This window comes from Bradyrhizobium sp. STM 3843, assembly GCF_000239815.1.
GTDB lineage: Bacteria > Pseudomonadota > Alphaproteobacteria > Rhizobiales > Xanthobacteraceae > Bradyrhizobium.
In genome coordinates this window covers 33080-50821 of sequence record NZ_CAFK01000314.1, presented here as the reverse complement: position 1 = coordinate 50821, position 17742 = coordinate 33080, and the positions used below count along the sequence as shown (strand labels likewise).

16 protein-coding genes are annotated in these 17742 nt (G+C 66.1%); 12 read left to right on the top strand and 4 right to left on the bottom strand.

Annotated elements, in window-relative coordinates:
• Positions 1-68 precede the first annotated feature (68 nt).
• Positions 69-2069, bottom strand: a complete 2001-nt coding sequence (locus BRAS3843_RS33905; RefSeq protein ID WP_008973749.1) for a substrate-binding domain-containing protein — start codon at positions 2067-2069, stop codon at positions 69-71.
• Positions 2070-2167: 98 nt separating this feature from the next.
• Between BRAS3843_RS33905 and BRAS3843_RS41080 the strand changes: the two genes are divergently transcribed.
• Positions 2168-2389, top strand: a complete 222-nt coding sequence (locus BRAS3843_RS41080; RefSeq protein WP_139025054.1) for a hypothetical protein — start codon at positions 2168-2170, stop codon at positions 2387-2389.
• A gap of 165 nt (positions 2390-2554) precedes the next feature.
• Here the strand turns inward: BRAS3843_RS41080 and BRAS3843_RS33900 are convergent, their stop codons facing one another.
• The gene (locus BRAS3843_RS33900) at positions 2555-4396 is read right to left on the bottom strand and encodes a substrate-binding domain-containing protein (protein ID WP_008973747.1); all 1842 of its coding nucleotides are present in this window, start codon (positions 4394-4396) and stop codon (positions 2555-2557) included.
• Positions 4397-4874: 478 nt separating this feature from the next.
• Between BRAS3843_RS33900 and BRAS3843_RS33895 the strand changes: the two genes are divergently transcribed.
• The 11 genes from BRAS3843_RS33895 to gspM all read left to right on the top strand — a co-directional run bounded on the left by BRAS3843_RS33895 (position 4875) and on the right by gspM (position 16650).
• A complete protein-coding gene (locus tag BRAS3843_RS33895) occupies positions 4875-6959 on the top strand; it encodes a tetratricopeptide repeat protein (protein ID WP_008973746.1) in 2085 nt (694 codons plus the stop codon).
• A 74-nt stretch (positions 6960-7033) separates the two neighbouring features.
• Positions 7034-8482 (top strand): tetratricopeptide repeat protein, encoded by a 1449-nt coding sequence (locus tag BRAS3843_RS33890; protein ID WP_008973745.1) that lies wholly within the window; start codon positions 7034-7036, stop codon positions 8480-8482.
• A 263-nt stretch (positions 8483-8745) separates the two neighbouring features.
• Entirely contained in the window at positions 8746-9384 is a 639-nt protein-coding gene (locus tag BRAS3843_RS33885; RefSeq protein WP_008973744.1) for an RNA polymerase sigma factor, read from the top strand.
• 88 nt (positions 9385-9472) lie between these two features.
• Positions 9473-11191 carry a GspE/PulE family protein gene (locus tag BRAS3843_RS33880; protein ID WP_008973743.1) on the top strand — a complete coding sequence of 573 codons (1719 nt, stop codon included), beginning with the start codon at positions 9473-9475 and terminating at the stop codon, positions 11189-11191.
• 5 nt (positions 11192-11196) lie between these two features.
• Complete coding sequence (locus BRAS3843_RS33875) at positions 11197-12402, top strand: type II secretion system F family protein (protein ID WP_008973742.1); 1206 nt, start codon at positions 11197-11199, stop codon at positions 12400-12402.
• A complete protein-coding gene (locus BRAS3843_RS33870; protein ID WP_008973741.1) occupies positions 12399-12848 on the top strand; it encodes a prepilin-type N-terminal cleavage/methylation domain-containing protein in 450 nt (149 codons plus the stop codon). The genes BRAS3843_RS33875 and BRAS3843_RS33870 overlap by 4 nt, the downstream gene beginning before the upstream one ends.
• Positions 12826-13290: a type II secretion system protein gene (locus BRAS3843_RS33865; RefSeq protein ID WP_008973740.1), complete on the top strand. Its 465-nt coding sequence runs from the start codon at positions 12826-12828 to the stop codon at positions 13288-13290. Before BRAS3843_RS33870 ends, BRAS3843_RS33865 begins: the two co-directional genes overlap by 23 nt.
• A complete protein-coding gene (locus tag BRAS3843_RS33860; protein ID WP_008973739.1) occupies positions 13287-14063 on the top strand; it encodes a prepilin-type N-terminal cleavage/methylation domain-containing protein in 777 nt (258 codons plus the stop codon). Before BRAS3843_RS33865 ends, BRAS3843_RS33860 begins: the two co-directional genes overlap by 4 nt.
• The gene (locus BRAS3843_RS33855) at positions 14060-15037 is read left to right on the top strand and encodes a type II secretion system protein GspK (RefSeq protein WP_008973738.1); all 978 of its coding nucleotides are present in this window, start codon (positions 14060-14062) and stop codon (positions 15035-15037) included. Before BRAS3843_RS33860 ends, BRAS3843_RS33855 begins: the two co-directional genes overlap by 4 nt.
• Positions 15027-16070 (top strand): PilN domain-containing protein, encoded by a 1044-nt coding sequence (locus BRAS3843_RS33850; RefSeq protein ID WP_008973737.1) that lies wholly within the window; start codon positions 15027-15029, stop codon positions 16068-16070. The genes BRAS3843_RS33855 and BRAS3843_RS33850 overlap by 11 nt, the downstream gene beginning before the upstream one ends.
• Before the next feature lie 4 nt (positions 16071-16074).
• Positions 16075-16650 (top strand): type II secretion system protein GspM, encoded by a 576-nt coding sequence (gene gspM, locus BRAS3843_RS33845; RefSeq protein ID WP_008973736.1) that lies wholly within the window; start codon positions 16075-16077, stop codon positions 16648-16650.
• A 79-nt stretch (positions 16651-16729) separates the two neighbouring features.
• Here the strand turns inward: gspM and BRAS3843_RS33840 are convergent, their stop codons facing one another.
• Together BRAS3843_RS33840 and BRAS3843_RS33835 are read right to left on the bottom strand one after the other, a co-directional pair.
• On the bottom strand, positions 16730-17194 hold the full coding sequence (locus BRAS3843_RS33840) for a hypothetical protein (protein ID WP_139025053.1): 465 nt from the start codon (positions 17192-17194) through the stop codon (positions 16730-16732).
• A gap of 155 nt (positions 17195-17349) precedes the next feature.
• Complete coding sequence (locus BRAS3843_RS33835) at positions 17350-17733, bottom strand: glyoxalase/bleomycin resistance/extradiol dioxygenase family protein (RefSeq protein ID WP_008973734.1); 384 nt, start codon at positions 17731-17733, stop codon at positions 17350-17352.
• Between the last annotated feature and the right edge of the window lie 9 nt (positions 17734-17742).

Here is a 17742-nt window from a genome sequence, read left to right as displayed (position 1 = left end):
AACGCCTCGACGCATCGAAGAGGGGCGCGATCCGGTGCTGACGAGCGGATCACGCCGATGGCCACATATTAGTTCGCGCCGCCGGTCACGCCCTGGCAGCCGTCGACCTGGCTGCCGGAGGCGCTGGAGGCTGCGATCGCGGTGGCGCTTCCGCCGCTATTGCCGGGCTGCAGATATTGGCTCTGGATCGCCTGAGCCCAGGTCGGATCCAGCTCGTGGAGACCGTTGTTGCGGATGATCGCTGCCACGTCCGGATCGTATCCCGGACTGGCTGCGCTCGATGTCGCCGGGTTGTAGGCCGGCAGGTTGGTCTGCGATCCGCCGTACAGCCAGGCCAGCCAGTTCTTCAGTGCCGGCACGCGAGTTCCTGAAGCATCCGCATAGCAGCTATAGACGTTGAGGAAGCTCGCGCCCGTGATCGGATAGGCCCCTGCGCGCTGCGCCGTTGCCAGGATGGATAGGCCATCATAGTGGACGCCGCCGAGGATCGCATTCGGCCCGAACACCTGGGCGTAGACGTTCCAGGCGTCATAGGTTGCCGGCGGCCGCGGAAAGTTGAGACTGCGGAACGCGTTCTCGGCGCCGGCCGGAGTCGGCGGGATGAAGTTCTGCGCATGGCCGCCGGCGACCTGGCCCGGATGATAGACGCCGGTGATGCGCTGGTTCAGGTTCTGGATGCTGGCCGAGAGCGGCGCCGGCGCCGCGTAGGTCTGGCCCAGGATCTCTTCGCTGACCGTCGTCGCATAAGGCTGCGTGAAGTCGGCGCTGAGATAGCCGATGTGTCCGGCGCGGAAGGCCTCGGTGCCGACCTTCAACGCCTCGTGGTTGCTGCCCTCGGCACTGATCCAGTGCGGATCGGGCCGATCCGAATCATCCTCGACGGCGAGCGAGTCGCGATGATCGTGATCGGTGTCGCCTTTGACCGCGCGGATGTTCTCGATCAGGTTGGAGAAGTCGGCCGACGGCAGGTTCGCCGTCGTGGTCACCGTCGTGCCTTTGGTGACGCCGACGCCGGTGAAGATCCGCTTGTACTGATAGGTGCCAGTGGGGTCGAGCAGCGGGCAGTTCGTGGCCAGGTAGTTGGTCAGGATGAAGGTCGTGCCGGATTCATCGGAGCGGAACACGACCTTGATCGGCAGGCGCCCGCTGGCATAAGCGGTGGCCGTGACCGTGCCGTCGGTGTTGTCGTCGTAGAAGTGCTGGAGCTGCTGCGTTCCGGTCTTGTCGAGATAGGGGATCAGCGTTGCGCTGTCAGCCCAGTCGGTCACCGTGGCCGAGAAGATGGCGCAGAGTTGCGCGGTCGAGAGTTGGATGGCGCCGCCCGCCTGGGTGTTGGGCGAGAGCGCCGACTGGATGGTCCAGGTGACGCCGTTCACGGGATTGCTGGTGTTGACGGCAATGGCGACCGGCACTTCCAGCGCCGGCACCTGGATCGGGGCGCCGACAGTGGTCGGGTCGTAGGTCGCGGCCGTGCTGGTGCGGGCGAGGATCGCGAACACCGACTGCCAGTTGGTCGAGGGCGTGAAGCCGCCGAACGAGATCGTGGTCAGGCTGCTGACGGGGCTCGCGAGCGGCGCATCGCTGGTGACGAAATCGAGCCGCGGATAGGGATAGGTTGCGAAGTTGGAGTTCGCGGTGTCCACGAAGGGCGGATTGATCGAAGGCCTCTTCACCACGGTGGGCGCCGATTTCGGATTGCCACGAAACAGCTGATGCGGATCGTTGGCGATAAAGGCGCGCTGGCCGTTGCCGCTGCCGACGGCGGCGAACAAGCCTTCGACCGCGGTGGAGACCAGCGTGCAGCTGGTGGGCAAGAGGTTCGGTGACGGCGCCGCGGTGGTGAAGCTCGGCGAGAAGCTGTGGCCGTCATTGGCGACGGTGGTGCCGGCATAGCAGTCGAACAGCTGCCGCAGCGCCAGCGAAGGCAGCATGCTGCCGCCGCCATAGAGGCCGGTCGAGATCGTGCTCTGCGCTGCGGCCGGCGTCTGAGACGCGATGGTGGCGACAGCCGACAGCACGACCAGCGAGGTCGTGCCCAGCAGGCGGGCGGCGAAGCATTTCGTCGTCATGGTGATACTCCCTGTTTGAGATGGTGATGCAGCGTTCGCCGACGCCTCGGATGATCTCGCGATCCGGCAGGGATCCTGTTCGTAATGAAGGAAATGCGATGAAGACGACCCTGCAGGAACTAACAAGACAACGAGCTTATGCGGCGCGCGAGGCAGGCGGCCTTGCGCGTCGTAGCGGCATTGACGCCGGCGAGCGGTTCACATCCTTAAGACAATGTGAGCAGGCGCGGCGCGAAGCGCTTGTTGCTGATTTTGTCGCGATCACCGAACGTGACGGATTCATTGCTGTTCAGCATGTCTTCCGTCATCTCTTCAACTAATAGAACCGATCGTCTCGTTCTTGATCCAGTGACGTTCCCACCGTGTGATACGCGCTTCTTCGGCTGCAAAAAAAGGCCGGGCGCCTTGTTGGAGGCGCCCGGTCGTTGTCGTCAGAGCGTTGCTGCCGGATCAGGCGCGGCGGCGTGATCCAACACTGCCGCGCATCACGGATTGGCGCCACCGGTGACGCCGGTGCAGCCGTCCACGCTGCCGCCCGAGGCGAGGGCGATGGCGACGCCCGTGCCCTGAGTCAGGTAGGTGTTTTGAACGGCCGACAGCCACTGCCGCTTCAGCGGCGAGAAGCTATTGTTGTTCAGGATGTTCTGAACGTTCACGTCGTTTCCGGAGTTCTGGTAGTACCAGTTCAGGAAGTTGAGCAGGTTCGTCCCATTGGTGTCGTTGCCATAGCAGCTGTAGGTCGCCATGAACGTGGTGCCCGAGAGCGGATAGGCACCAGTCTGGTTGGTGAGCGGCAGCACCGACAGGCCGGCCACCACGACGCCACCATGGGCCGGTTCGTTGGCCGCGAAGTTGATGCCGTAGACGTTCCAGTTGGCCCAGGTCGAGGTGGCTACTGGAGGCGTCAGGCGGGAGTCACCCCAGGCGATGTCCACGGCCGCCGGCGTCGGCGGGATGAAGGTCAGCGTAGTCGCGGCCGGGGCCGGAGTGGTTACGCCCGCAATGCGCTGGTTTTCGTTCTGCACCGACCCTGCATAGGGGGCGTTGCTGGCGATCGCGAACGGCTTGACGAAGTCGCCGCTGACATAGCCGATGCGGCCCGCCTGCGCCGTGGTCACGCCGACCGCGGCCTGCACGCCGCCGCTGCCGCTGGCGCCGACCCAGGCACCCGCCACCGTCGTCGAGGGCGTCCAGGGACCGTTGCCCCGAGCGTTCTGGATGTTGGTGATCAGGTTCGAGAAGCTGGTGCTCGGCAGGTTCGAGGCGCCGAAGATCGTCTTGTACTTGAAGGTGTCGGTCGGATCGATCAGGGGGCAGACGGCCTTCAGGTAGTTGGTGATGATGAAGCTGGTGCCGCTGCCGTCCGAACGGAACGCCACCGAGATCGGCAGCGAGGCGCTGGCATAGGCTTGGGCAGTCGCGACGCCATTGCCGACGTTGGTGTAGTCGAACGCCTGGTTCACGACGGTGCCCGTGCTGGAGAGCGTCGGGATCGTGGCCGTGCTGTTCCAGTCGGTGACCAGGCCGGAGAAGATCGCGCAGAGCTGAGCGGTCGAGAGCTGGACCGCGCCGCCGGCCACGATGGTGCCGCCGGACTGGATCTGCGAGTTGATCGTGAACGAGGAGCTGTTGACGTTGACCGGGATGGCGACCGGAACCTCGAAGGCCGGGAGCTGGACCGGATTGCCCCAGGCGGTGACGTTGTAGCTCGCCGGGGTGCTGCTGCCGACCGCAACCTGGGTGGTCGCCGTGGTCGCACCGCTCGCCCAGTTGGTCGACGGGGTGAAGCTGAACGCCGCGGTGGTCAGCGAGGCCAGCGTCGACGCCAGCGGCGAGTCGGACATGCCGACATCGACGCGCGGATACGGATAGCTGCCGAAATTGGCCGAGTTGACCGTGTCGACGTAAGGCGGCTGCGCAGCCGGGAACGGCGTGGCGACCGTCGTGCCGGCGTTCACCGTGCCGCCATACCACTGCGCCGGAGCGTTGCTGATATAACCGCGGAAGCCGTTGCCCGAACCGACACCGGCATACATGCCCTGCACGGTCGTGTCGATGCCGGCGCAGCTTGCAGGCAGCAGACCCGGCGTCGGGGTGTTCTGATTGAAGCTCGACGAGAAGGTGAAGCCGTCATTGCCGACGGCCGCGCCGGTGTAGCAGTCGAAGATCTGGCGGAACGCTTCGGAGGCGAGCGTGGAGCCGCCGAAGTAGAGGCCGTTGGTCGCCTGCGCGTTGGCCGGCTGCGCGGCCGAGAGCAGGGCAGCGGCCGACAGCACCAGCGCCGACGACGTGCCGAGCAGATACTTGGTAGTCGATTGCATGTTCATCTCACTCATCCTGAGGGTTGGAACCATCGGCGCGCGGCGTCATCCCATCGTCACGAGACGGACAAGTCAACGTCAGGAGTCCTGAAGTATTATGTGCCGTTTGTTCTAGGCCATTTCTCATCTATTTCAGTAAGGCCTAAGTATCTCGTGCGCCGAAGGAATGTCTCCGTTCGTCGATGATTGGCTCACGACTGATAGACAACTCGAGCGTGAGATTCGCGCAGAGATTATTTCCAGAATTGAGTTGAAAAAAATCTTGGCAATACCCGACGATGTGATCTATGGAATCGCGGCGCGATCATGGTGATCTGTGGATGCTGTTCCATGGAGAACAACCTTAGAGCGATCAGTTGGCGGGCGAGGCTTCCATATGGAAGACAATTCGAGCGGGCGACTCGCGATTCGAGTGGAGCATGGCGGTCATGCGTTATTGGCTCGCCCCGCGTCGTATGGCGGTCATCATTCGGGACCTTCCAATGTGAAGCGCGCGCAGGAGCTGCATCAGCAGGGCATCGCGCATGCGCGGGCCGAGCGCTGGCGTCAGGCGCTGCGTGCCTTCAACGAGGCGGTGCGGCTCGCACCGGATCAGCCCAGTTTCAACTATTGCAAAGGCGTGGCGCTGTGCCGGTTCGATCGCTTCGACGACGCACGCGATGCGTTCATGGCGGAGCTGCGCGTGACGCCGACGCATGCGCCGGCGCTGGCCGAGCTCGGCACCTGTCTGGCGCGCACCGGCCGTCCCCGTGAGGGCATTCCCTACCTGCAGGAGGGCCTGCGGCTGCTGCCGAACATGCCGCTCGCGCAATATAGCCTCGGTCTCGCGTTGCTCACCGAGAACCGGCGCAGCGAAGCGCTGGAGGCGCTCGACAGGGCGATCACGCTCGATGCCGGCTACGCGGATGCCTATCGAACGCGTGGGCTGGCCTACGTGATGGATGGCCAGTTCGACAAGGCGGTCGAGGATCTGCAGGCCGCCTCCACCATCGACAGTCAGAACTACAAGGCGATCCTCGAACTCGGCATGAATTTCGGCGTCGCCGAGCGTCAGCAGCAGGCGGCGCGCCTGTTCGAGATTGCCGCCGAGAGCGCGCCGGGCGTTGCCTTGCCGCAATATCTCTATGGCCATTTCCTGATCAATCAGCGCCAGTTCGAACGTGGGCTCAGCTATGTCGACCGCGCGCTCGCGCTGGACCCGCTGCAGGTCGAGCATCATGTCGCCCGCGGGTTCGGCTTCCTTGGCCAGGGCCGCGTCGAGGACGCCGTCGCAGCCTATCGGCGCGCCGGCGAGCTCGATCCCGCCAATGCCGCGGTCGCCGGCACGCTGCTGTTTGCGCTTCAGCACAAGCCGGGGGTGACCCGCGACGAACTGTTGCGCGAGCACAAGCGATGGGCGGCGCTATACCGTCCCAGCGCGCCGAATGATCGGCTGGCGTTTTCCAACATCCCGGACCCGAGCCGAAGACCGCGTCTCGGCCTGGTCTCGGCCGATCTGCATCGGCATGCCGTGTCGTTCCTGATCTTGCGTGCCGTCGAGCAGCTCGCTGCGCTCGGCTACGAGATTGTCTGCTACAAGACCGACAGCAAGCGGCAGGATGACGATTTCAGCGAGCGTTATAAGGCGGTGTCGGTGGCCTGGCGCGACGTGTCGAGCAGCAACGATGCGGAGCTCGCGCGCCAGATTGCCGAGGACGGCGTCGATATCCTGTTCGATCTGGCCGGGCACACCGCCGGCAATCGTCTGTCGCTGTTTGCCGGTCGTGCCGCGCCGATCCAGCTGGGCTGGGCCGGCTATGTCGGCACGGTCGGGCTCGACACCTATGACGGCCTGATTGCCGATCTGGTCGAGGTTCCGCCGGAGCATGATGCGAGCTATGTCGAACGGCCGATCCGGCTGCCGGATTGTTATGTCTGTTACCAGCCGCCGACCAGCGCGCCCGACGTGGCGCCGCTGCCGAGCGAGACTGCCGGCCGCTTCACCTTCGGCTGCTTCAACCGTCCAGCCAAGCTCAACGCCGAGGTCGGCAAAGCCTGGGCGCGCATTCTTGCGGAGGTGCCGGAGGCGCGCATCTTGATGGTCTATGGCGGTCTCGGCGAGACCTCGACGCGTGAGGCCGTCTATGCGGTGCTGGAGCGCGGCGGCTTGTCGCGCGAGCGCGTCGAATTGATCGGCGAGAGCGAGCAGGCCAAGCTGCTGGAAGCCTATGGCCAGGTCGATCTCGCACTCGATCCGTTTCCTTATTCGGCCGGCGTCACCACGCTCGAGGCGATGTGGATGGGCGTGCCGACGGTGACCTTGGTCGGCGACACATTTGCCGGTCGCCACTCTGCCGCGCATCTGACTGCTGCTGGCCTCGGCCAGTTCTGCACCGGGAGCATCGACGGCTATGTCGCGCTTGCCGTCGACTGGACGCGCCGGCGCGGCGAGCTCGCCGAGCTCCGGAGCTCCTTGCGCGGACGGCTGGAAGCGTCACCGCTCTGCGACGCGCCCCGTTTTGCGGATCATCTGTCGCGTGCGCTGATGCAGCTCTGGACCGAGTGGTGTGCCGCGCGCAGCGCCGCGTGACCCGGCGATCCATCGGCTTGTGACGGCGCACGATCATTGACGTGCTGTGAACCGAACACGGGAGGAACCTGGCGATGGCGCGAGCGGTGAGCAGCGAGGCGCAGGCGCACAAAGGCGCGGCTCCGATGTTGAAGCAGGTCTCGACCGAGCGACAGGCCGAGTTTGCGCAAGCGGTCTTGAACCGCGCCTTCGCGCTGTTCGGTGCCGGACAGATCGACAGCGCCGATGTCCTGCTCGAAACCGTGGAGCAGCAGCCGACGGTGCGCCAGCGGGTCATGCACCTGCGCGGCGTGATCGCGCTGTGCCGTGGCGAGGACGAGGACGCGCTCGATTTCCTGGAAGAGGCGATCGGGCTCGAGCCGTCCGATGCTGATGCTCACGCCAATATCGGCGCCTTGCTGCTGAAGTCGGAGCAGTATCCGCAGGCGCTGGCCGCGTATGCCGCAGCGCTGAGCCTGCGGCCGGACCACGCCGCAGCGCGGTTTGGCGTTGCGCGTGCGCTCGCCGGCTCGGATCTGCCGGAGCTGGCCATTGATGGCTTTCGCGATGTGCTCATCGCCGATCCCGAACAGGTCGATGCAGCGGCGGAGCTGGCGCTGCTGCTCAAAGATCACGGTCGGCGCGAGGAGGCCGTGGCGCTTCTGGATCAGATGCGCGCGCGTCATCCGGAGCATGAAGCGTTGGCGCGGCTCGCACGCGAAATGACCGACGCTGCGGACGGCGTCGGGGCAGGGGCGAGAGCCGGAGAGGTTTCGCTCAATCCGGGCGGATTGGCGGACCCTGTGATGGCCAGCGCATTGCGTATGACGGCGACGCCGCGAGTCGCAAGCGCGACGCTTTGCGATGCCCTGTTCATGGAAGGATGTCGTCATCATCGCGCCGGCAAGATCGAGCGGTCGAAGCGCTTTTTCGAGCGCGTTCTCGAGATCGATCCGGCGCATATCAGCACGCTCTGCAATCTCGGCGCGCTCGCGCTCGCGCTCGGAGACGTGGCCCGCGCGCAGATCTTGGCGCAGTCGGCCGTGACTTTGGCGCCCGAGCTTGCGCCGGCGCGGGTCGCGCTCGCCGATGCGATGTTGGCCGGCGGCAAGGTCGAGCAGGCGCAGGCACACTATCGCAAGGCACTGGAACTCGCGCCCGGCAACGATGCAGTCCATGCGCAATACGCGATGGCCTTGCAGGCGATCGGTGATCTCGATGATGCAATGGTGCATTTTCTCGCAGCGACCAGGATCAGTCAGCAGCAATCGCCACGGTTCTACGAGGCTCTGGGACGAACCTGCGCTGCGCGTGGCAATTCGCAAGGTGCCGAAATCAGCCTGAAGCACGCGCTTGCGCTCGATCCGCGGTGCGTCGGCGCCCATTGTGCGCTCGGCGAAGTTTATTTGGGAGCCGGCCGGCATGGCGACGCGGAAGCTGCCTTTCGCGCGGCGCTTGTTCTTGACGCAAACGATCTCCAAGCAAGGCGCGGCGTCGAACGGACTGCCCATGCGCGCCGATTCGAAGCGGACGGAGCGCCATGACATGCGCGCAGTTCCGCGCGAGGAACGGCGGACTTGCGAACGCCGCTTGGCGATCAGGCTGACGTCTGTATTTGCTAGATTGAAGTTTAGTCTTGATCGGGCAACGCAGGATTGGTCGCCGAGTTGCATGCGTTGTTAGTTGCGCGTGCCGTGCAGCTTTGGTTTCGCGGATGAGTTCATTGCGATGTCATCAACTTTGGTTATGAACAACGCGGCTGAGATCAAGCGGGCAGAACGCTGCAGCTGGGGATGGGGTCCCTGCTATGAGCGACACCAATCGAGCGGCGTTGCTCAGCCTTCTGGTTGCGAGCTACGACGACCTCAGATCGCGTCTGGCGCGACGCGCTGGCTCTGCAGAGTTGGCGGACGAAGCGCTCCAGGACACATTCCTGCGCCTCTCCAACGCAACCGGAATAGGGCCGGTGCGCGATCTCAAGGCGTATCTGTTCAGGGTGGCGCTGAGCATCGTCAGCAATCGGCGCGTTGCGGAACGTCGCCGTCGCACCATACCGGAAACCGATGCGCTGTTCGACATGGTGGACGACAAGCCGGGGCCGGATCGCGTGATCGAGGCGCGTTCGGAGATCGGCGCGTTGAAGCAGGTGATCCAGGAACTGCCGTCGCGTCGACGCGAGATCTTCATGGCGACCTTTGTCGACGAAGTTCCGTTGCGGGACACGGCGGAGCGCTTCGGTGTCAGCGTGCGAACGGTGCAGGTGGAGCTCAAGCAGGCTCTGGTCCATTGCGCGAGGCGCCTCGACCGGACGACGCAGGCGCCGCGTTCGACGCGGTTGCAGAACCAGCTCTATCAGCAGGCGCAGGCGAGACGCGCGTTGCATTGGAATCAGACGCTTGCCGCCGACGATTGTCCGCGCATGGCAGCGCCCGACGAGCCGGTGTGATCTTGCGCAGGGGGATGCCAAGCCGTCGGCCGGCGGCCTTGGTTGCAGGGTGCCAATCGGCCGGTCGCAGCGCAAGGATCGGATCGACATGAGCTCCGTCGAGGAGAAGATCACACCGCGGACGCAACGGCCTCTGCCGGTCGACTTCATGGCGCATCTCGCTGCGCGCGGCGCGTTGCGGGACGCCCAGGCCACGGACGCGGCACGAACGCCGCGCCACGGCGAGGCAATGTCCGCACCCATCGATTGGAGTGCATTGACCAGGCTTACCGCATCGGCCCTTGCCGACGAACTGGCAGGCTTCTACGGCTGCCGCCGCGTCAAGCGCGACGATCTCACCCAAAGCCGCTTCGCCGGCGGCGACATGTCGATGCGTTTCCTGAGGGAAGGCCGGCTGTTTCCTTATGAGGACGCGGGCGGCGCCTGCAATCTGGCGGTGGCCGCGCCGATCGACGACGAGACGCTGCGGTCGATCGAGATTGCATTGCGCAAGCCGATCGCGCTGGCGGCGGCGACCGCCGACGATATCGATGCGGCGCTGTCGCTGCGGAGCGAGGCGGATCAGAACAACGCCCTGCCGCAGGCGTCCGCCGGCGCGGGCGAGGACGACCTCGACAACCTTCGTGACCTCGCCCGCGGCGCCCCGGTGGTGCGCGCGCTGGATGACCTTCTTCGCCTGGCAGTCGAGCAGCGCGCAACGGATCTGCACATCGAACCCAATGGCGACGGCCTGCAGGTGCGGCTGCGCATCGACGGCATGTTGAAGAACGTTCCGCCGCCGCCGATGAGCATGGCCAAGGGCATCCTGTCGCGTTTGAAGATCCTGGCGGGGCTCAACATCATCGAGCGCCGTCTTGCCCAGGATGGCCGGGCGCATATCGCTGTCGGGGGCTCGGAGATCGATCTGCGCGTCGCGACCATGCCGACGATGCATGGCGAATGCGCAGTGATCCGTCTGCTGCGCAAGGGGTCCGGCCTGGTCGCGCTGAACCAGATCGGGCTCGGCCCGCGCGACGAGGCCATCCTGCGCAAGGCGCTGCTCGCACCCTACGGCATGATCATCGTCACCGGGCCGACCGGCTCGGGCAAGACGACCACGCTGGCCGCTTCGCTTGCCGTGATCAACGAGCCGACGCGCAAGATCCTGACCATCGAGGATCCGGTCGAGTATCAGATCCCGGGCATCAACCAGACCCAGGTCCATCCCGCGATCGGGCTGACCTTCGCCTCGGCGCTGCGCTCCTTCATGCGCCTCGACCCGGATGTCATCATGGTCGGCGAAATGCGGGATTCCGAGACCGCGCATATCGGCGTCCATGCGGCGCTGACCGGGCATCTTGTGCTGACGACGTTGCACACCAACACCGCGGCCGGCGCCATCACGCGGATGATCGACATGGGGATCGAAAGCTTCCTGTTGGCGTCCTCTGCGCGGGTGATCGTGGGCCAGCGCCTGGTGCGCATCCTCTGCGACCATTGCAAGGAGCCTCACCGTTTGACGGAAGCGGAGGTCGGCGCGGACGAGCGCTATGCCGCGCTCGGCATCGCACCGGGTGAGGTCGTCTGCCGCCCCAAGGGCTGCGAGTGGTGCGGCTTCACCGGATTTCGTGGACGCAAGGGCGTGTTCGAAATCATGGAGATCGGCCCCGCGCTGCGCCGGGCAATTGGTCCGAAGACGGATGCCAGTGAGCTCGAAGCGGCCGCGCGGCGCGAAGGCATGAGCACGATGACCGAGGACGGCATCGTCAAGCTCCGCGCCGGGCAGACCACGCTCGACGAAATCTTTCGCCTCACCTCGAGCCTGTAGCGACCATGCCGCATTACCGCTATCGCGCGCTGACCCGGGCCGGAGAGATCATCCTCGGCGATGTCGAGGCGCCCTCGCGCGAGGAGGTGTTGCGGCGGATCGAATATCTCGGCCATCTTCCCGTCGAGGCGGAGATGGCCGGCAACAGCGCGACGCGAAGCAGTCTCCTCAGCCGCGGATCGCTGGGCACGCGCGAGCTGACGACCTTTCTCCGGCTGCTCGCGCTTCTGTTGCGCTCCGGATTGAACCTCGAAGCCTCGCTGCAGACGCTGGAGGACGACACCAATAAATCGGTCGCGCGCTTTGCCGCAGGGCTTCGGTCCGCGGTGTCCGGCGGTGATGGTTTTGCCGAGGCGCTGGAGCGGCAGGCCACCTCGCTCGAGCCGATGTATGTCGCGATGGTCCGCGCCGGCGAAGCGTCGGGCAAGCTCGAGGTGGTGTTGCGCGCGATCGTCGAGGACCGCACTCGCCGCGAGCAGATGTCGCAACGGATCAGCACGGCAACCCGCTATCCGCTGTTCCTGGTCGGATCGGCGATCGTGATCCTGTTCTTCTTCCTGCTCTATGTGGTGCCGCAGTTCGAGCCCATCTTCACCGAGATGCAGGGCCATCTAAACACGGGCGCGGCCTTCGCGCTGACAGCGTCGACCTGGCTGCGCTCGCATCTCGATCTGCTGCTCGGCATCGGCACCGGCGCGCTGCTGGTCGGCTGGCTGATTCTGCGCCAGCCTGCCGCGCGTGCCCGACTGTCGGCCGGCTTTGCCAGCCTTCCGGGGATCGCCGGGCTGATGCACGATCGCCGTGCGGCGCGTTTCATCGGTACGCTCGGCCTGTTGGTGGAAAACGGCGTGGCGCTGCCGGCGGCGCTGAAAATTCTGCGCGATATCGTGACGGAGCCGGATTATGTCGCCGCGGTCGAGCAGGTCCATGAGCAGGTCCGCAACGGCCGCCGCTTCATCGAGGCGCTGGCGGACAGCAAGCTGGTGCCGCCGCTCGCGGTGCGCATGCTGCGTGTCGGCGACGAGACCGGCGACCTGTCCGCGATCGCGCAGCACGCCTCCCAGTTCTACGAGCAGCGGCTCGCCATCGGCCTCGATCGCATGATGGGCGCAATCGGCCCTGTTACCATCATCCTGGTCAGCATCGGCATCGGCTCCTTGATCGTCTCGATCATGAGCGCGCTGCTGAGCATCACCGAGCTCGCCAAATGACAGCTCCTATCAGCAACGATCCGCGCGCCGGCTCGACCCTGATCGAGATGATGGCCGTCATGGTGATCATGGCGATGCTGGCGTCGTTGGTTGGTGTGCTGCTGCCCGGCACCGGCCGCGGCAGGCTGAAGGTGTTGACCTTGCAGACGGCCGCGATGATGCGGCGCGAGCGTCTCGCGGCCGTGCTCACCGGAACCAGCCGCCAGATCTCGCTCGATACCGGCGCGCGCCAGCTCATCGGCGACAGCGGGGTGATTGTGATTCCGCGCGACGTGGTGGTCGATGTGGTCGGCGTGGATGAAATCTGGTCGGGGCGCCAGGCGGTGGTGCGGTTCGAGCCCGACGGCGCCTCGACCGGCGCCGCGCTCAAATTCTCCTGGGACAAGGTGCGCTATGAGGTGGATGTCTCCTGGTACAACGGCCGTGTCGCGGTCGACGTTCGGTGAACGCCGCGCCGCTCGCGCGGGCTTCACGCTGATCGAGGCGCTGGTGGCGATGACGCTGCTGCTCGCCTTCATGTCCGTGGTCGGGCCGCAGCTGTTTCATGCGCGTCGCATCGCCGATCGTATCGATGGCCGCATCGCGGCGCAGACGCTGCTGCGGGCGCTGCTCGACGCGCCGGTTGATCGCGCGCAGCTCGCGCAAGGCACGCGCAGCGGCGAGACCGGCGGGATGCGTTGGAGCATCAGCGCCGAGCCGATGTTTGTCGAGGCGATGATCCCTCCCGCCGCAGCGCCGGTCCCTGTCAAGGCAACCAAGTCGACCGAACCGGTCGAGAAGGGCCCGAGCTGGATCGCGTATCACCTCACCGCTGTGGTCTCGTGGGCGCCCGGGCGGATGGTCACCGCCGACACCTTGCGGCTCGGTCTGCCCGGAGATGACCGATGACCAGCGTCCGGCGCCGCGTCGACCGTCCCGCCGAGCATGGCTTCACCCTGATCGAGGTGCTGGCGGCGCTCGCGATCGGGGCGGCCGTGATCGCAGGCACCGCGGCGCTGATCCACAATGTCGCGCTCAATTTCGATCGGGGCACCGGGCTTGCCGGCAAGACCGACCAGCTGCTGCTGGCGGTCGAGCGCATCGCGGCGGATCTGGGATCGGCGCGGCAAGTGCCGCTGGGGCGCGGCGTCAAAACGGGCGCCGCCTTTGTCGGTGCGCCCGGCCAACTGAAGTTCATCGCCGCTGGCGGTCCGGCTTCGGGACCGCAGGGCGAGGAGGTGGTCAGCCTGACGGTCGAGGACGTCGACGGGGCGGCGCGCCTGATCCGGCGCCGCGCGCCGTGGCTCGGGCCGCGCACCTTGTTCGAAAGTGTCGCGCTGCGCGATCCGATCGAGCTGATCGAGGGTCAGGTCGATATCAGTTTTGCATTTGCCGGCGTCGGCACGGATGGCCATCTGACATGGAGCGACAGCTGGCGCGGTCAGCCGCTGCTGCCGCTGATGGTACGGCTCACGATCCGCGACCGAGCGAGCGGCGCCGAACTGCTTCCGGGCACCGAGTTCGCGCTGCACGCCGGCGCGCCGATCGGCTGTGCCCGTGCCGGCGCGAGTGCGGATTGTTTGAAAGGCGGCGCGCCGGAGCAAACCCCGCCGGCAAAAGTGCGGCCCAACAATGAGCCGACGAACGAGCCGGGCAACGAGCCCGCTGGAGCACGTGGATGAGCGTCCGGGACCGCGAGCGCGGAATGGTTCTGTTCGCCGTGCTGTGGGCGATCGCGTTCTGCTCGGTGCTGGTGATGGCGACCTCGGCGAGCTTCCGCAGCCTGGCCGGGATCGTGGCGATCGACCGCGACCGCGTGCAGGCGGATGCCCTGTTGAGCGCCGGCCTGGAGGCTGCGGCCGGCATGGTCGCCGTGCTCAAGGATGCGCCGCTCACGGCGCGCAGCACCGTCATCACCCTGCCGACGGGCGCGGTGCGCGTGAGCATCAGCGACGAGACCGGCCGTATCGATATCGGCAGGGCGCCAGCCGAAATGCTGGCTTCGCTGCTCCGCCGTGTCGGCGCCGATGATGATGAGGCTGACTCTCTCGCCAGAACGATCGTGGCAATGCGCGAGCCGGACCAGGCTGCGCGTCCGAGCCATCCGGCACCGAAGCCCAATGATGCTGCGCCGCGTTCGGAGGCCGGCGCCGCGCGTCAGCCCGCTGCCGACAAGAAGCCCGATCAGCCTACGCCGCCCGAGGCGCAGCCGCCGTTCACCGACATCCGCCAGCTCGCCGCAGTCCCGGGCATGCGGACGGAATGGATCACCGCGATGGCGCCCTTGGTCACCGTCTATGGCAGCGAGGCCGTGAACCCGTTGACGGCGCCGGTCGCAGTCCTCCGGGCGCTGCCATTCTTCGAGGAGGCACGGCTGGAAAGCTTCCTCGCCACGCGCCAGGCGCCGCTGGTCGACGCCGAGCGGCTCGCATTCCTGCTCGGTCGCACGCAAGCCTATCTGAAGGTTCAGCAAAGGGCGGTGATCGCGGTCGCGCTCGCGGCGAGCACCACGGATGGATACGCAGCGCAGGCGAGGGGCTTCATCGTGCTGCTCAAGGGCGACAAGCAGCCTTATCGTGTTCTTGCCTGGACTCCTGGCGCACAGGCGGGCGCGCGCGACATCGCCATGCTGTCGGGGGACGACGATGGACGTTGAGGTGATCGCCAGGCGATGGATCGATGCGCTGGCGCGGCTTTGGCTTGGCTGGCGCGACCGGCGCCGCGCCCGCAACTCGCTCAGGCTTCGCCAGGCTGATGACGGCCTGATCGTACGGCAGAGCGACGGGAGAGAGCAGATCGTCCCCGGCGCGCTGTCGTCAGGCGCGGTCCTTCCGAGTGATGTCGTCCGCTCGGCGCAACGCGCCTTCGTGATGCTTGAACTCGGCAGCGACGAGATCGTCTCGCGCCACATGACCGTTCCGGCGCAGGCCCGCGACCTGCTGCCGGGCATTGTTCGCAACCAGATCGAACGGCTGTCGCCCTGGCGTCCGGCTCAGGCCTATTACGGGTTCGAGATCCAGGACGGTGCCGATGCCGGCAGTCTCGACGTGCGGATTCTGATCACGCCCCGCGCGGCTGTTGATGAATCCTGTCAGCAGCTGGCGGCGCTGGGCCTCCATGTCGACGCCGTGGTGGCCGGGGCGCCGGCCGCGGGCATGACCCTGTGGTCGCGACTTGCGGATGCCGACAGCGCGCGGGTGAAGCGCCTGCGCTGGACGATCGGTGGCCTGCTGGCCGCCGCCGTCTGCATCGCCGTGGTCGTGAACGTCTGGGCCTTCATGACGTCAGCGGCGGCGGACGCCGAGAGCGAGGAGATCGACGCCGAGTTCGCCAGGCTGCAACGCCAGGTCAAAGGCACCTATTCGGCGCAGTCGATCGCTGCGCTTCCGCCGGCCGAGCGCGCCTGGGCGTTGAAGGAAACCTCATTGGTCTCGGCAATCGTGATCGAGGCGATGTCGCGGGCGCTGCCGGACAGCGCCTATCTGACGGAGCTCAACATCGATGGTGCGACGGTGCGGATCGCCGGGATCGCGCAGGACGCGCCGGCGCTGATCGCGCCGCTCGAGCAATCGGGACAGTTCAAGGACGTCCATTTCTACGCGCCGACCACGCGCAGCGCCGACGGCGCTCGCTTCATCTTCCACATCGAGGCGCGCGTCGAGCCACACCAGACAATAGGCGGAGGTTAGGGGGATGCCGAAGCTGAACCTCAGGCTGAAGCTCGATCTGAACCGCGAGCAGTTGCTGGCGCTAGGCGCCTTCTGCGCGCTGCTCGTGATCTGTGCGCTCGTCATCGCAAATGCGCTGCTCGCCTGGGCGGAGGCGACGCAAGCCCGTGACGACCGGCGCGACCAACTCGCAAGCCTGCGGTCGCGCGTGGGCGGCGTCGCCAAGCAGCGCCAGCAGACGCAGACCATTGCGGCGCCTGCGCCTGCCTTTCTTGATGCTGCCACCAGCGGGCTGGCCACCGCGCAGTTCCAGGCCTATCTGTCGCAACTCATTACGGATCAGAAAGCGGTTCTGGTCTCGTCCGGGATTCAGCCGGCCGAGCGCGAGGACAAGAGCGACGCGATCCGGCTCCAGGTCGCACTGACTGCGACGATTCCCGCGCTGCAGGCGCTGCTGTATCGGCTGGAGAGCGGAACGCCTTACGTGTTCGTGGACTCGTTGTCGCTGCAACTCGGCGGCTCGACCGAGCGCAACACCGCCGACCCGGTCTTGAAGGTCACGCTGACGGTGCATGCGTTCTGGCGCCGGCCGAGCGCGTGAGCTGTGCTCCGCGTTGTCGGCGCAGAGCGCTGCGCTCGAGCAAACGCTCGCAGAGCTGCGAGCGAGCACCTGAGCCGCGTCAGTCTTTCCTGATGATCGGGGCCCTTACGATCGAAATGGCCGCAGCCGAGTCGGAGGGCCATGCCCAATGCCGCGGCCGGGTCGGAACAAAGCCGGCGATATGCGAGCAATCGCCGCTCTGGGAGCCGAACACGGTCCATTGCGTCACCTTCCAGACCGTGCGTCCGCGCAGGCTGGCACCGGCGATGACGCAATTGTTCCAGGGCGCGACGATGAACTGGATATCATAGCAGCCGGGCGCGAGACCCGAGACCGTTGCCAGTCTTGAGGGCGGAAGCGGCTCGGCCAGCTGGTCAGGACCCCACTGTCCGGCATCGCAGGGCGAGACATAGAGATGCTGGAGAAAGACCGGGGAGGCGTTGACGATCGAGAATTCGGCGGCGTTGACGGGCGAACAGGCTGCGAAGAACGAGGCCGCCATTGTCAACGCTGTGAGTGCCAACGTTGCGAATGAGGACATCATCGTGGCAATCGACGTCCACGCAAGCGTTCGAGACGTCGCGCTCAGAGCGCGCATCCCATCTCGTCGGCCTATCATCGCTGAACTGTCCCGATGCCTTTGCTGACGACAGTAGCATTGTGCCATTGCAGATTTGTGGCGTGCGCGCGCAATCCCGACTACGTCGTGATCTCGATGCGGGTTCCGTCTGGCATCGCAATCACCGCTTCGTAGAAGCCATCACCGGTTCGGCGCGGCGGCGACACCAGCGCACCGTCGGCGGCGCAGCGTTCGGCGAGTGCGTCGACCTCCGCTGCGCTGCCGAGCGAAATGGCGATATGGTCCCAGCCGATGCGATCGGCTGGGCTCGCGCCGGCAAGCCACGGTGCGGTCATGAGTTCGATTTCAGCTCCGCCGTCCGGCAGCGTGACGAAGCGCGACACGAAGCCTGGCCGACGTGCGCTGCGATAGCTTGGGCCGACGGCAGCATTGAAATAGCGCTGCCAGAACGCCGCGGCCGCATCGAGGTCTGCCGTCCAGAGCGCCACATGCGCAAGATGCATTGGGCTGCT